Origin of the sequence: Pseudohongiella spirulinae (genome assembly GCF_001444425.1) — a bacterium.
GTDB classification, from domain to species: Bacteria; Pseudomonadota; Gammaproteobacteria; order Pseudomonadales; family Pseudohongiellaceae; genus Pseudohongiella; species Pseudohongiella spirulinae.
The window spans coordinates 1484247-1498809 of sequence record NZ_CP013189.1; the positions used below are offsets into that span (position 1 = coordinate 1484247).

Consider the following 14563-nt stretch of genomic DNA (forward strand, 5'->3'; position numbering starts at 1 on the left):
CAACTCCTCAGACGATTACAACCACCCCTTTATTTTAAAGAATACGTAGGGTGCGACGCCCGATAATACCATCAAACCGAGAGCAAAAGGATAGCCAAACTGCCAGCCAAGTTCCGGCATCGTGTTGAAATTCATGCCGTATATGCTGGCGATTACAGTGGGTGGCAAAAACACCACGGCAGCAATCGAGAAAATTTTGATTATCTGGCTCTGCTTGATGTTGATAAAGCCCTGAGCGGCATCCATCAGGAAGTTGATTTTGTCAAAAACAAAGCTGTTATGGGGCAACAGTGAGTCGATGTCGCGCAGCAGTTCTCGTGCCGTTTCAGCATGAACGGCGGAGAGTTTGCCACGCCGCAGCAGAAAGCTTAACGCGCGCTGAGTGTCCATCAGACACAGGCGGACCTTGCCATTGGTATCTTCCTGGCGGGCGAGTTCGTCCAGGGCATCTTCTATATCCGCATCGTTATCTTCCAGCACCAGATTGCTGGTCTCTTCCAGTTGCGTATAGACCTCTTCCAGCGTGTCAGCCAGATCATCAATCTTGATTTCAAACAGGCCCAGTAATATTGAAACCGGATCTTCTGCCAGGCCCTTCAGTCGTCGCGCCCGCATCCGCATCAGGCGAAACGCAGGAATTTCGCGCTCGCGCAGGGTAATAAGCTGTGAGTCAGTCAGGGTGAAGGCGACGCTGGTATTGCGATGCCTTTCTTCGGTTTTGTGCAAAAACAGGGAGTGTACGTGCAGACCAACTTCATCCTGATAAGAACGGGCAGAGGCTTCAATTTCCTCGACATCCTCTGTATCAGGCAAGGGCTGGCTGTGCAGACTTTCGATAATATCGCGTTCTTCGTCATCGGGATTGACCAGATCCAGCCATAGAGCGGCAGCCAGCGATTCGCTGGAGATCTCTTCCTGGCTTGGTACCAGGTATTGCTGTCTGTCCAATCGATATCGAATCAGCATCCGGGTGCGTCCTGCTGTTTTATTGGCGCGAACTATACACCAAACCGACCCAGCTGAGCCAGCCCGCCGGGCATCCTGTCGCATACAGACGTTGACTGAAGCGATCAGGTGTTCGCTTCGTATATGGTTTGCGGTAACATCAAACTCTGTGATGAGTTAACCGTTTTTATCTGAGGGTGGAAGTATGCGCAAAACTTATGGCGGGGTTATGTTGTCCCTGTTGATGGCAATGTCCTGGTCTGGCTTGCAGGCCGCTGAAAATCTTGATGGCGATTCCCTGTACACACAATATTGTGCCATGTGCCATACGGCACCTCAGGACGAGCGCACACCACCGCGCGATGCCTTATCTACCTACACAGCTAACAGCATATACCGGGCATTGACTGAGGGGGTCATGAGGGCTCAGGGTGCCCCCCTGACTGCAGAGCAACAAATAGCTCTGTCGGAGTTTCTGGCTGGCGAACCGATGCGCGAAGAGCTGGCAGCGGCGCCGACGCAGCGCTGCGATCTGCCGATGCCGCAGTTTGAGTTATCACTGCCGGGCAACTGGAACGGTTGGGGCAATGGCCTGAGTAACGAGCGCCATCAGTCTTCACGAGGAACCAGTATTACCGCCGATAATATTGATCAACTCGAACTGGTCTGGGCCTGGGGTCTGGAAAACGCGTCTGTTGCCCGGGCGCAGCCGACCATTATTAACCAGGTGATGATTCTGGGCAGTCCATCCGGCGAGGTGCGCGCGATGGACCTGGAAACAGGGTGTACCTACTGGATCTATGATGCCCCGCAGGAAGTGCGGGCTGCCGTTACAGTGGCCTTCTCGAGTGTTCATGATGCTTATCTGGCTGTTGTTGCCGATGCATCGAATCACTTGCATGTGCTTGATGCCAGAACCGGTGAGCTGAAGTGGGAGTCCGATGTGGATTCCAACCCTTATGCGCGCAGTACCGGGTCTCCGGTTGTTTATGATGATATGATTTTTGTACCCGTTTCTTCATCTGAGGTAGGCGCTGCCGGCCGCCCCGATCATCATTGCTGCACCTTCCGCGGCAATGTGGCTGCTTTTGATCTGCACAGTGGCATCAAATTATGGCATACCTATGTCATGGAAGAGGCTGTTCATGTGGGTGAAAACAGTATTGGTAACCCGGTTTACGCGCCTTCCGGTGCGCCTATCTGGCAGGCCCCGAGCATCGATGCCGAGCGCCGGATTGTTTATGCTGGTACAGGTCAGAACTATACCCGCCCGGCCAGCAACAGCAGTGACTCTGTCATAGCCTTCGACATGGATTCCGGCGAGATTCTCTGGATTCATCAAACCATGGAAGATGATGCATTTACCATGGCCTGCGCCATGGGTGGTGAGCATCCAAATTGCCCGGATGCCGGGCCTGATGTTGATATTGGTGCGCCTATCGTGACGACGACATTGAGTAACGGTCAGGATATTGTGGTCGCGGGGACCAAGGGCGCAGTTGTGGTTGGTCTGGATCCGGACAATAATGGCGAACTGCTCTGGTCCACCCGCATAGGTCGTGGCGGTGCCCTGGGCGGTGTGCACTGGGGCATGAGTTTTGATGGCGATGTGGTCTATGTACCGGTCTCTGATCGGGGCACGGGTGCTGATGGTGCCAGTCCCTCGCAACCGGGCCTGCATGCCATTGATATGAAAACCGGTGAGGTGCTCTGGTACACGGCTGCTCCGCAACGATGTCAGGAGGGTGTGCGTGGCTGCATGGATGCCTATTCCGGCCCAGTCAGCACAACCGATGACCTGGTTATTGCCAGCTCGCTCAGTGGTTATCTGTTTGCTCATGATCGTCTGACCGGCGAGATTGTCTGGGAGCTGAATACGGTGCAGGACTATGCTGCCATCAATGGTGTGGAAACCCGTGGTGGTTCAATTGATGCAACAGGTCCCGTTCTGTCCGGTGATTACATGGTGGTCAGTTCAGGTTACGCCACCTTCAGCCAGATGGCTGGCAATGCCATACTGGTGTTCAGAGTTAACAATTGAACGTAACTAAAGCAACGAATAAGAAACCTATGTTCATATGCAGGGAGTAATCATGAAAAAACAAACTCACCTTGGGCTGATGGCAGCGGCTGCCATACTTGTGGCAGCCTGTGGACCTTCAGACCAGCCAGCGAGCACCGCGGTGAGCAGTTCGCCGGCTGAACCCGCAGCGCCTGCCCACCCTCGATACGAGGCTTCCGTGGATGCTGCCCGTCTGATCTCCGCAGACAGCGAGCCTGGTCAGTGGATGTCTACCGGTCGTACTTACTGGGAGCAGCGTTATTCGCCGCTCACGCAAATCAATGAATCGAACGTTGATCAGCTGGGTCTGGTCTGGTCTTCGGACCTGGACACCAGCCGCGGGCAGGAAGCAACACCAATCATGGTCGATGGTGCGCTTTATGTGACCACCGCCTGGAGTATGGTCAAAGCCTATGATGCGGCTACAGGGCAGCTACTCTGGGAGTTTGATCCGGAAGTGGACCGCGCCCGTGGAGTGGATGCCTGCTGTGATGTAGTGAACCGCGGTGTTGCAGTCTGGGATGGCAAGGTCTTTTTCGGTGCACTTGATGGGCGCTTGATTGCGCTTGATTCAGCTTCCGGGGAACAGGTCTGGAGCCAGGTCACCGTAGATCAGAGTCAGCCGTACACGATAACCGGCGCGCCACGCATCATTGACGGCAAAGTCATCATTGGCAACGCCGGCGGAGAGTACGGTGTGCGCGGTTATGTAACTGCCTATGATGCATCTTCCGGTGATCAGCTCTGGCGTTACTACACTGTTCCCGGTAATCCGGCGGATGGTTTTGAACAGCCTGAGCTGGAAATGGCCGCTGAAACATGGACAGGCACATGGTGGGAGATGGGCGGTGGCGGTACCGTCTGGGATTCCATGGCCTACGATCCTGAGTCCAATCTGCTGTATCTTGGGGTCGGTAACGGCTCGCCCTGGAATCAGTCGCTGCGAAGCCCGGGCGGTGGGGATAATCTGTTCCTGTCCTCAATCGTCGCCATTAACCCAGATGACGGCAGTTATGTCTGGCACTATCAGACTACACCCGGTGAAACGTGGGACTATACAGCGACCCAGCAGATTATCGTCGCTGATGTGGAGTTTGGCGGTGAAACGCGTCGAGTGGTCATGCAGGCTCCCAAGAACGGTTTCTTCTATGTGCTGGACGCTTTGACAGGAAGATTGCTGTCAGCAGAAAAATTTGTGCCAATGACATGGGCCACACACGTGGACCTGGAGACCGGTCGGCCAGTAGAAATACCGGAAGCCCGTTACAACGATACGGGAGTTCCGATTATCGTACAGCCCGGTCCACTGGGTGGCCACAACTGGCATCCGATGTCTTACAGTCAAAATACCGGCCTTGTTTACCTGCCTGTTACCGAGAACTATATGGGTTATGTAGCACAGGAGAACTTCGAACGCTCCGAGCGCGGCTGGAATACCGGTACCGATATGGCCGAAGGGGCACGCCTGGTAGCAGCTCTGGGGGCGCCGGATCGCGCTGCCTATTTGATGGCCTGGGATCCGATTGCTCAGCAGGAAGTGTGGCGCCAGCCTCAGTTGATAGAAACCGCTGCGGCCGGTGTGTTAACGACCGCCGGTGGATTGGTGTTTCAGGGTAATGCAGCCGGAGAGTTTGTTGCCTATCGAGATAGCGATGGCGAACGTCTGTGGTCAGGTATTACGCAGTCACATACCGTAGCTGCCCCGATTACCTATGAACTGGACGGCGTGCAGTATGTTGCTCTGGTGACCGGGTCTCGTGCCCTGCCTCAGGAAGGACCGGGCGCAATGGGTTCTACAACACGCGCATCAAGCAATAATTCACGTGTACTGGTTTACGCACTCAACGGTAGTCATCAGTTGCCTACGCGTGAAATCGTGGCAGATGAGCAAGAGTTGAATCCTCCGGCCCTGATCGCCAACAATGAAATGCTGGCACAGGGTGAGCAGACTTATGGGCGCTTCTGCAGTGTCTGCCATGGTGCCAATGCTGTCAGCGATGGGGCTGGTGTATTCCCTGATCTGCGTTATGCCGATCGGCTGCATGATCTGGATGCCTGGAATGCCGTCGTGCTGGAAGGTGAACTGGCCAGCAGTGGCATGGTAGCCTTTGATGGACAACTGGAAGAGTCTGACTCAGAAGCCGTGCTGCAGTACGTGATTTCGCGGGCGATTGCGCTGGCTGATGAACTGCGGGCCCAGCAGTAATCATGTCTGTTGTTTACTACAGTGTGTATGAATCACCGGTTGGCAGCTTGCTGCTGGCCGGTGACGGCATGCAACTGTCATTAATCAGTTTCCCGGAGGGCAGGGCGTCAAGACAACCTGAGCCTGACTGGCTGAGACGTAATGATGCATTCAAAAATGTCAAAATTCAGTTGAAGGCTTATTTTGGCGGGGAGTTGACCGAGTTTGATTTGCCCCTGGCGCCTCAGGGGACTGAGTTTCAGTTATTGGTCTGGAACGCGCTGAAAACTATTCCCTATGGTGAAACCCGCAGTTACGGCGATATTGCGGCCCAGGTGGGCCGACCCGATGCCAGCAGGGCAGTGGGCGCCGCGAATGGCCAAAACCCCATACCGATAGTCATACCCTGTCACCGGGTGATTGGCCGTGATGGTTCCCTGACCGGCTTCGGTGGAGGACTGGCCTGTAAACAACACTTGCTGGCTCTGGAGCAGCAAAGTCTGCCATTCTCACTCAGCTGAATCACCTGCTACGCTGACCCTGTTGCGACCAGCTGCTTTGGACTGATACAGAGCATTGTCGCTGGCTTCGATCCAATCCTGATGAGTGTTCATGTCTGCCTGTAAAGCGCTGATTCCGATACTGATGGACAATGCCAGCGACTCACCGTCCCAGATAACGTCAGATGTCGCTATTTTAAGGCGCAGGCGTTCCGCAAAAATCTTCGCCTGTTCTACCGTTGTTTCAGGCAGGATAATGCCAAATTCCTCGCCGCCATAGCGACCTGCCGTGTCTGTGGCCCGGCGAAATTTTTGCAGCAATTGTCCAACCATGCGCAAGGCCTGGTCGCCGGCCTGGTGTCCATGGGTATCGTTGAATGTCTTGAAATGGTCTATGTCCAGCAGAATCAGTGATGCCGGACGACCACTTCTTTGGCTACGCTGGAACTCCAGCTTCAGACACTCCTCCCAATAAGCACGGTTATAGAGCTTGGTCAGACCGTCTGTGCGGCTGACAAGTCGTAACGATTCATTAGCAGACTCCAGTTCCTTTTTTCGCGTCGCAATCTCGGTGACGTCATACACCAACAGGCAGACCTGATTTACAGTCTTGTCGAGGCCGTGAAGCGGGATAAACGTAATATTCTGATACATCTTCGCCGAGTGGCCCGTCATGGGTCGGGTGCTTTTGAAGTTGAATAACCGTGGGTGTTCCTCCCAGGTGCAGAAAGTCCGGCTCTGGAGTTTGAAAACTGATTCAATCTTGCGTTTCAGCCAGGCCTGGGGCAAATCCGGGAATAGCTCAAACAGATTTCGATTGCGGGCATCACTGGTCGAAATGCCACTGTGGTTTTCCATAAAGCTGTTCCATAGCTGGATATTATGATCGCGATCCAGCAGGATCAGGCCGTTGTCCAGAGTCTGCAATAATTGCATGATCAGATGCAGGCGTTGCATGCCATCGGCCGGATTGTCGGTTATCGAATCAATATCTGGCATGAGAGGCCTCAGTCTTTGCCGGTGTTTATCAGTTCCACACGTGATCGTAGTGCCGGAACTGAATCTTCGGTCAGGACCAGCAACAAATGGCAATCAAAAGCAGGATTTTGCAGATAATAGGTAATATTGACAGCCAGTACAGTCTGGTTGTTGTTGTCGCAGTCGAGCAATTCATTACATCGTTGATGATGACCCAGAATGGCCGGGTAGCTGTGGTTGAAGTCGATATCCAGTTGTTGGCTGATGCCTTTGAGACAAGAGCCGACCAGTAACTCTGACAGGTCAGTCAGAATCCCGGCATGTGAGTCGGCGCCAGCGGGCAAATCGAAGGCGACCAGTTGTTTGAGGTCCATGATATGCGATGACTCGAGCAGAACAATGCCCTCGCCGGCAATGCCGTTGCCGCTGAAGCCGTGAGATACCGCGCTCAGATGATCACCTTCAGCATAGGCAAGATGGTGATCAATTTCGCTGTACGAGGTCATAAAGACCTCCGGCACAGGTAATTGAATAAACGTGCCCAGTAATTCGCCGAGGTGACTGCCGGCCTGTCCCATGGCTACGTTGATAACCTCTCGGAAGGACTCCAGAAAATCCAGCCCTTCTTCTTCAAACACATCATATGGGCGGGTCTGGACGGATTTGGGGCGCTGAGGATCATAGATGCCATAGCGTTGCAAAATGTCGGTGACCTGTTCGCGGGACACCGGTTTGCGGATGAAATCCAGTGCGCCTTTTGACATCACTCGTTGTCTGGCTTCAGCCTGAACGTCGCCAGAAACTACCAGCACCATGGTTGGCAGGTCTTCGGTGCGGATAATGTCCAGCACCTCATACCCATTCATGACCGGCATATTCAAATCAAGAAACAGCAAATCGGCCTTGCCCTGTCTGATCAGGTCAATGGCTTCCGCACCATTTTCAGCAAAGTACAGATCAACATCCCAGTTTTCCGGCAATGAGCGCGCCATCTGGCGGCGCGCGAGACGCGAGTCGTCGCAAATTAAAACGGGTAGGGTCATACGCTTCGCTCATCCATGGCTGAAAGACAGCATACTGTAACACATCGTGACAATTGCAGCAGCAGACAGCGATGCAAAACAGTGAGTATACTGCGCTCCCCGCGATCACCTCACAACAAGATGCAATTATGTTTGCCAAAATAAAAACCAGTCTGCAGCTGTTTCGTCAGGCATTGGTTGGCAGTGCGACAATAAATTACACCCAGGGCTCCATAGGCCGGGCGACTTTTCTGTTGTCCGTGCCGATGATTCTGGAAATGGCGATGGAGTCGGTATTTGCAATTGTCGATATATTTTTTGTTGCAGGTCTCGGTGCCGAAGCGGTTGCCACGGTAGGTCTGACCGAAGCGGTTATCTCATTGCTATATGCGGTAGCCATCGGTCTGAGTATGGCGGCTACAGCGCTGGTTGCCCGGCGCATCGGCGAGCAGAATCCGGCGGCTGCGGCGATAGCGGCAGGGCAGGCGTTATGGCTGGGTCTGATAGTATCACTGCTGGTCGGTGTGGCAGGGTTCTTGTTTGCTGAGCGCATTCTACTGCTGATGGGAGCATCGCAGAGTGTTGTTGACACCGGAGCGGGATACACCCGCATTATGTTCAGTGGTGCATTTACCATTGTTTTTTTGTTTCTGAACAATGCCATATTCAGAGGTGCGGGTGATGCAAGCATCGCCATGCGCGCTTTGATTATCGCCAATGGCATCAATATCGTGCTGGATCCATGCCTGATTTACGGCTGGGGACCGTTTCCGGAAATGGGCATAACAGGCGCAGCCGTGGCAACGAATATTGGTCGTGGTGCCGGTATTGCCTATCAGGTCTATTATCTGTGTGCGAATAACCGTCGAATTCAGCTTAAATTGAAAGACTTGGTGCTGCGTCTGGCCACAGTATGGCAGTTATGCCGGATTTCAGTGGGTGGTATTGCACAGTACCTGATTGCCACGGCCAGTTGGGTGTTTCTGATGCGGTTGGTCTCGATGCACAGCGCTGAGGCTGTTGCCGGATATACCATCGCCATTCGGGTGATTCTGTTTGTTATCCTGCCATCGTGGGGATTGAGTAACGCAGTGGCGACACTGGTTGGTCAGAATCTGGGTGCCGGGCAGCCACAAAGAGCCGAAGACACAGTCTGGCAGGTGGCCCGGTACAACCTGTTTTATATGGGGACAGTGGCGCTGTTGCTGATTGCTTTTCCTGCCTGGGTAATGAGTTTTTTCAGTGAGGATCCTCTGGTCATCAGTAACGGGGTTCAAAGCCTGCGCATTCTCAGCTATGGGTTTGTGTTTCTCGCTATCGGATCGGTAGTCACGCAGGCTTTCAACGGTGCCGGTGATACGATGACGCCGACCTGGATGAATATACTGGCTTTTTGGGTGTTACAGATTCCGTTGGCCTGGACCTTGTCCGGGTTCATGGGTTGGGGGCCTGAGGGTGTATACTGGTCCGTCTTTATTGCTGATGCAGCCATGAGCCTGTTGGCAACACTGGTGTTTTTACGCGGTGGCTGGAAGCTGCGCTATGTCTAGAGTCTTGTATACAGGAAAACTGAATTAACTATGCTGAGCAGTCAACATCATATAATCAATCGTGTGGCGCAGTGGTTGCGTGAGGATAAAACCGTCTGGTTGTGTACCATATTAAAAACCTGGGGATCGTCACCACGCCCTGAGGGTGCCATGATGGCCTGTACGCTCGACGGCGAGCTGATTGGTTCCATTTCCGGCGGTTGCATCGAGGAGGATTTCCTGCAGCAGCTGCGCGATGGCAGCCTGAAAGAGCGTTACCTTGATGATCGCAGGCCATTTATTGTGCACTATGGTGTCTCTGCCGAGGAGCAGGCCCGCCTGCGTCTGCCTTGTGGTGGACAATTACATGTGCTTGTTGAGTATCTGGAACCGCATGAAGCCAATCGGGCTGTATTTAATGAAATTGATTCGGCCCTGAATAATCATCAGCGTATCAGTCGACTTGTTGACCTGCACAGCGGCCGGGTCAGTACCCGTGAACAATCTTCTGACGATGCCGTCGTTTTTGATGACAAGACCATGCTGCACAGCCTGAGTCCGCGTTATAAATTATTGTTGCTGGGGGCAGGCGACGTGGCACGTCATGTGGCCGAGCTGGCGCTGGCGATGGATTACGAAGTGACTTTGTGTGACCCGCGCCCCTCTTATCTGGATAACTGGCAGGTCGATGGCGTGAAAACATCGCCGGATCTGCCCGATGATCTGGTACGTGATCAGTTCAGTGACGCTTACAGCGGGATAGTGGCTCTGGCACACGATCCCCGTGTGGACGATATGGCGTTGATGGAGGCGCTTCAGACACCGGCATTCTATGTTGGTGCAATGGGCTCGGATCGGACGTCGGCCAGCCGCCGCCAGCGACTTCCTGAATTGGGATTGAACGAGGAGCAGATCAGCCGGCTGCATGCGCCCATCGGTTTACAGATAGGCAGCAAAACACCGGCTGAGATTGCGATTTCCATACTGGCGGAAATTACCGCCGTGCGACATCAGTCCTGAGGCAGGTCGCCGTAGTCGTCCTGATAGTCAGCCATGGATGCTTCAATGACCTGAGCGGCCCGCTGGAAACCGTAAGCTTCGCCGATAGTGACCTTGTTGGCTTTGCCGGGCACCATTTTGTAGGTCTGGAAGTAGTGCGCAATGCGGTGAATCATGATCGGTGGCAGTTCACTGATTTCGTTTACGTGACCGAAGGCCGGATCGTCAACCAGTACAGCGATAATCTTGTCATCGGCTTCACCGCCGTCGTTCATCGGCAGACCGCCGACGACTTTGGCTTTCAGCAGAATTTCTGTGCGGTCTATGGCGCGTTCACTGATGACACAAATATCCAGGGGGTCCCCGTCGCCACATTCAGAACCTGGCATCAGGTCGCGCACCCGGTTGCCACAATAAGTGCGCGGGATAAAACCGTACAATGTGGGCTGCTGAGCGGATGTGGGCTGCGGTCGGTCGATGCACAAATAACCACTATCCTTGTCGATTTCGTACTTCATCTGATCAAAGGGGCTTATTTCAATATAGGCGGTGACGATTCTGGGTACATCGGGCCCGACGGCCAGGCCATGCCATGGGTGTGGACGCCAGCGTGAAAAATTACTTGTGCTCATATTGGATCAGCTTCCTGTGGTAGATAGTCAGAGTGTATGCCGGGTTGAAAAGGCGCGCATTATAACAAGGCAATGCTCAGCTTGCAGCTACCGCCACCAACTCCGGTGTCAGGCTGTTTGCCAGTTGTAGCAGCTGCAGGTCTTGCCCCCAGGCGGCGCTGAACATTACCCCGATAGGCAACCCCGATTCCGATTTATGCAAGGGCAAACTGATGCTCGGTTGTCCGGTGCCGTTAAACAGAGCTGTAAATGGGCTGTAGGCCGCATAGCGCCGGGCATACTCACGGATATCCGGAGAGTTCATATCCAGCCAGCCCAGCTCGACAGGCGGTTGTGTAAGCACCGGAGATAGAATCAGGTTGTACTGCTGATGAAAAGCTGCCATCTGACGCTCTGTGCGTTTCAGTACATCAAGTGCCTGCAGATAGTCCATAGCACTGCTCTTAAACCCGCGTGTCGCCATCCGTCTGGCTGACTCGGACAAGTTTGCCTGATCCAGTTCCAGTTCCTGCTGCTCCAGCCCGGGACGGACAATCTGCGCCACATGGATGCCGATAAGGGTCGACATAGCCTGCCCGATTTCCTGGTAATTGATAGGCAGCGTGACAGGCTCCACATGGTGGCCCAGCGACTCACATTGCCTGGCTGCCAGCTCTGCTGCCTGCAGACAGTCAGGATGTAACGGGCTGCCATCCGGAGATTGTGTCTGGAAGGCAATTTTCAGTGGTCCGGTTGCCCGCTCATAGTGATCGAAAAACGGAGTGTCTGCAGCAGGCAGCGCAAACAGGTCTGCTCTGTCCAGTTTCAGCAAGTCCAGAAATGCGGCTGAGTCGCGCACACTGCGTGTCACGACGTGGCTGACACTCATGCCGCTCCAGGCGCTGCCCATATCCGGCTCTACCACGGTCAGGCCACGGCTGGGTTTAAGTCCGATCAGTCCGCAGCATGCGGCCGGTACGCGGATGGATCCGCCCCCGTCACTGGCGTCGGCAGCGGGTACGATGCCCGCGGCAACAGCGGCGGCCGCGCCACCACTGGAGCCGCCCGCGGAATGGCCGTGGCTGTGTGGATTTTTGCAGGGACCAAACAGCGAATGTTCGGTGCTTATCGTCAGGCACAATTCAGGCGTATTGGTGCTTCCAAAGGGCACCAGCCCGCCGCTGCGATAACGCTGTACAACACGGCTGTCTGTCTCACTGATCTGCTTACGGTACAGTGTCATACTGCGGGTATGCGGCCAGCCGGCGACGGCATTGACCTCCTTGATCAGGAAGGGCACACCCGTCAATCGTCCATGTTCATCATCTTTGTCCAGTCGCCGGGCAGTCTTCAGCGCTGCTTCATCATCCCGGTAAACAATAGCGTTTAATGCCGGATTCAATTTGTCAGCAAGTTGCAGGGCCGATTGCAACAGTTCAACGGCGGAGACTTGAGAACTGGCTCTCAACTCGGCCAGTCCGACGGCATCGTGTTTCTGGAATTCTTCGGCATTCAACATGTCTGGTTCCTTACGTCAGTGTCCTTTTCAAGTGCAGTACATCGTTGGGTTTTCTTCCCGCGTCAATTAAGCACCGTAATGTTACGACCGCTGTGTTTTGCATCGTACAGGAGCTGGTCGACCTGCAGGAGGGCCGAGTCAATATCCCGTGTTGGCTCCAGAGCAAGAATGCCGACACTGATTGTCAGATGGATGTCATCTGCAGTGCCCGGGATTTCAGTGACCGATAAAACCTGATGCAGACGATCAGCGACCCGGCCAGCCTGATGTTTTTCTGTGTCTGGCAACAAGACCATGAATTCTTCGCCGCCCCAGCGACAGATGACATCGGATTGGCGGAAAACCCTGCGGCAGATATCGGCAAAAATCTTGATCGCCTGATCACCGGCACTGTGACCGAAACGATCGTTGATGGCCTTGAAGTGGTCCAGATCTGCCATCAGCAGCGCAGACGTCTGCTTGCTGCGTTTTATACGGGCGCTTTCCTGTTGCAGGCGTTCATTGAAGGCGCGGCGGTTGAGCAGGCCGGTTAACGGGTCGGTGGCTGCAAGCACACGAAGTTGAGCGCGTGTCTTATCGAGCTCCTGCAACATGAGCTTCTGGGATTCATTGGTCTGATACAAGGCGAGCAGTTGCATTACCTGACTGGCGAGTTTCAGTAACGATTGCTTTTGTTTTTCAGACAGGCGGCGTGGCCGTTTATCAAGCACGCACAGCGTTCCCAGTGCGATGCCATCCGGGGTTTCCAGAAGCGCGCCCGCATAAAAACGTAATTGGGGATCGCCGGTAACCAGCGGATTACTGTCGAATCGACGGTCTTTCAGTGTGTCAGGCACAATAAACAGACCGGGCTGCAATATGGCGTGGGCGCAGATCGACACATCCAGTTCCGTTTGCGTAATGCCAAAGCCGATCTCGGATTTGAACCATTGACGATCCGTATCGATAAAATTGATGACTGCAAACGGCGTGTCACAGATTGTGGCGGCCAGCCAGTTGATGTCATCAAATGCCTGATCTCGCTCAGAGTCCAGAATGTGATATCGCTCCAGCGCCGCCCTGCGCTGCAAAGCCTGTGGATCACAGTTACTGTTGTGTGCCATGGTGTATGCCCCAATCGGTGAGGATTTGCTGCTGATGCGCCCCGGTCTTTGGCGGCGGAGTTGTCAATTCTCCCGGTGTTCTGGAGAATCTGGGGGCTGGTGCAGGCTGCTGCACACCATCAACAGTGACAAATGTTGCCCTGGCCTTATTATGCGCGTGCAGTGGGGCTTCCGCCATACTTAATACCGGCGCAAAGCAGACATCACTGCCTTCCAGCAATTCACACCACTCGGCACGGGATCGAGTCTCAAAAAGCTGTTGCAACTTTTGCTTGAGCATAGGCCATCGTCTGGCGTTCATCTGTTCGGCAAAGTCGGGATCCTGGTCGAGTTCACAGCGTCTCAGCAGCTCAGTATAGAACTGCGGTTCAATCGGGCCGATGCTGATGCATTTGCCGTCAGAACAGCGATAGCAATCATAAAAGTGAGCACCGCCATCAAGCATATTGCTGCCGGGCTCATCGCGCCACTGGCCTGCTGCCCGCAATCCGTAAAATATGGTCATGAGACTGGCGGTGCCGTCTGTCATTGCGGCATCAATCACCTGTCCTTTACCTGATCTGGCAGTCTCATACAGTGCCGCGAGAACGCCTGCCAGCAACAACATGCCGCCGCCGCCATAATCACCGATCAAATTGAGCGGGGGGCGCGGCGGCTGCCCGTCATGGCTCATCGCATGCAGTGCACCGCTCAGTGCAATATAGTTGAGGTCATGACCGGCCGCATGCGCCAAAGGCCCATGCTGCCCCCAGCCGGTCATGCGGCCGTAAATCAGGCGCACATTGTTTTGCATACAGGTCTCGGGACCCAGCCCCAGTCGCTCCATCACGCCGGGCCGGAAACCCTCAATCAATACATCAGCCTTGCTGATAAGAGCCAGTGCCGTATTGATGTCTTGCGGATCTTTCAGGTCCAGTGCAATTGAGCGGCGACCGCGATTAACCGGGTTCTGTGCTGCCATCAACGTGGAGTTTTTCCGGTCTATTCTGACGACATCTGCACCCATATCAGCCAGCATCATGCCACACAGGGGCGCAGGACCGATGCCTGCCATTTCGATTATTTTTAGTCCATGCAATGGTCCTGGCATGACAACTTTCTCCTTGCTTT

Annotated in this window: 12 protein-coding genes; 5 read left to right on the plus strand and 7 right to left on the minus strand. The window is 54.2% G+C overall.

The window, feature by feature from the left end; translation table 11 throughout:
• Positions 1–15: 15 nt before the first annotated feature.
• The gene (gene corA, locus PS2015_RS06695; RefSeq protein ID WP_058021490.1) at positions 16–966 is read right to left on the minus strand and encodes a magnesium/cobalt transporter CorA; all 951 of its coding nucleotides are present in this window, start codon (positions 964–966) and stop codon (positions 16–18) included.
• Positions 967–1150: 184 nt separating this feature from the next.
• On the opposite strand from corA, the gene PS2015_RS06700 reads away from it, so the two are divergent.
• Genes PS2015_RS06700 through PS2015_RS06710 form a run of 3 tightly spaced genes read left to right on the plus strand, consistent with a single transcriptional unit; the run spans position 1151 to position 5713 of the window.
• The gene (locus PS2015_RS06700; RefSeq protein ID WP_058021491.1) at positions 1151–2986 is read left to right on the plus strand and encodes an outer membrane protein assembly factor BamB family protein; all 1836 of its coding nucleotides are present in this window, start codon (positions 1151–1153) and stop codon (positions 2984–2986) included.
• 52 nt (positions 2987–3038) lie between these two features.
• Positions 3039–5213: a PQQ-dependent dehydrogenase, methanol/ethanol family gene (locus PS2015_RS06705; RefSeq protein ID WP_058021492.1), complete on the plus strand. Its 2175-nt coding sequence runs from the start codon at positions 3039–3041 to the stop codon at positions 5211–5213.
• Between the two features lie 2 nt (positions 5214–5215).
• Complete coding sequence (locus PS2015_RS06710; RefSeq protein ID WP_058021493.1) at positions 5216–5713, plus strand: methylated-DNA--[protein]-cysteine S-methyltransferase; 498 nt, start codon at positions 5216–5218, stop codon at positions 5711–5713.
• Here PS2015_RS06710 and PS2015_RS06715 read toward each other — a convergent pair.
• Both PS2015_RS06715 and PS2015_RS06720 read right to left on the minus strand, forming a co-directional pair.
• Entirely contained in the window at positions 5702–6691 is a 990-nt protein-coding gene (locus PS2015_RS06715; RefSeq protein WP_058021494.1) for a diguanylate cyclase, read from the minus strand. The two genes, PS2015_RS06710 and PS2015_RS06715, sit on opposite strands and share 12 nt — an antisense overlap.
• A gap of 8 nt (positions 6692–6699) precedes the next feature.
• Positions 6700–7713, minus strand: a complete 1014-nt coding sequence (locus tag PS2015_RS06720) for a response regulator (RefSeq protein WP_082628014.1) — start codon at positions 7711–7713, stop codon at positions 6700–6702.
• A gap of 128 nt (positions 7714–7841) precedes the next feature.
• On the opposite strand from PS2015_RS06720, the gene PS2015_RS06725 reads away from it, so the two are divergent.
• Both PS2015_RS06725 and PS2015_RS06730 read left to right on the plus strand, forming a co-directional pair.
• Positions 7842–9242 carry an MATE family efflux transporter gene (locus tag PS2015_RS06725; protein WP_058023187.1) on the plus strand — a complete coding sequence of 467 codons (1401 nt, stop codon included), beginning with the start codon at positions 7842–7844 and terminating at the stop codon, positions 9240–9242.
• Positions 9243–9272: 30 nt separating this feature from the next.
• A complete protein-coding gene (locus PS2015_RS06730; protein ID WP_058021496.1) occupies positions 9273–10241 on the plus strand; it encodes an XdhC family protein in 969 nt (322 codons plus the stop codon).
• Here the strand turns inward: PS2015_RS06730 and PS2015_RS06735 are convergent.
• The 4 genes from PS2015_RS06735 to PS2015_RS06750 all read right to left on the minus strand — a co-directional run bounded on the left by PS2015_RS06735 (position 10232) and on the right by PS2015_RS06750 (position 14543).
• Positions 10232–10852 carry an inorganic pyrophosphatase gene (locus PS2015_RS06735; protein ID WP_058021497.1) on the minus strand — a complete coding sequence of 207 codons (621 nt, stop codon included), beginning with the start codon at positions 10850–10852 and terminating at the stop codon, positions 10232–10234. The two genes, PS2015_RS06730 and PS2015_RS06735, sit on opposite strands and share 10 nt — an antisense overlap.
• Before the next feature lie 76 nt (positions 10853–10928).
• The gene (locus PS2015_RS06740; RefSeq protein ID WP_058021498.1) at positions 10929–12350 is read right to left on the minus strand and encodes an amidase; all 1422 of its coding nucleotides are present in this window, start codon (positions 12348–12350) and stop codon (positions 10929–10931) included.
• A gap of 62 nt (positions 12351–12412) precedes the next feature.
• Positions 12413–13453 (minus strand): sensor domain-containing diguanylate cyclase, encoded by a 1041-nt coding sequence (locus PS2015_RS06745; RefSeq protein WP_058021499.1) that lies wholly within the window; start codon positions 13451–13453, stop codon positions 12413–12415.
• On the minus strand, positions 13437–14543 hold the full coding sequence (locus tag PS2015_RS06750; protein ID WP_058023188.1) for a CaiB/BaiF CoA transferase family protein: 1107 nt from the start codon (positions 14541–14543) through the stop codon (positions 13437–13439). Before PS2015_RS06750 ends, PS2015_RS06745 begins: the two co-directional genes overlap by 17 nt.
• Between the last annotated feature and the right edge of the window lie 20 nt (positions 14544–14563).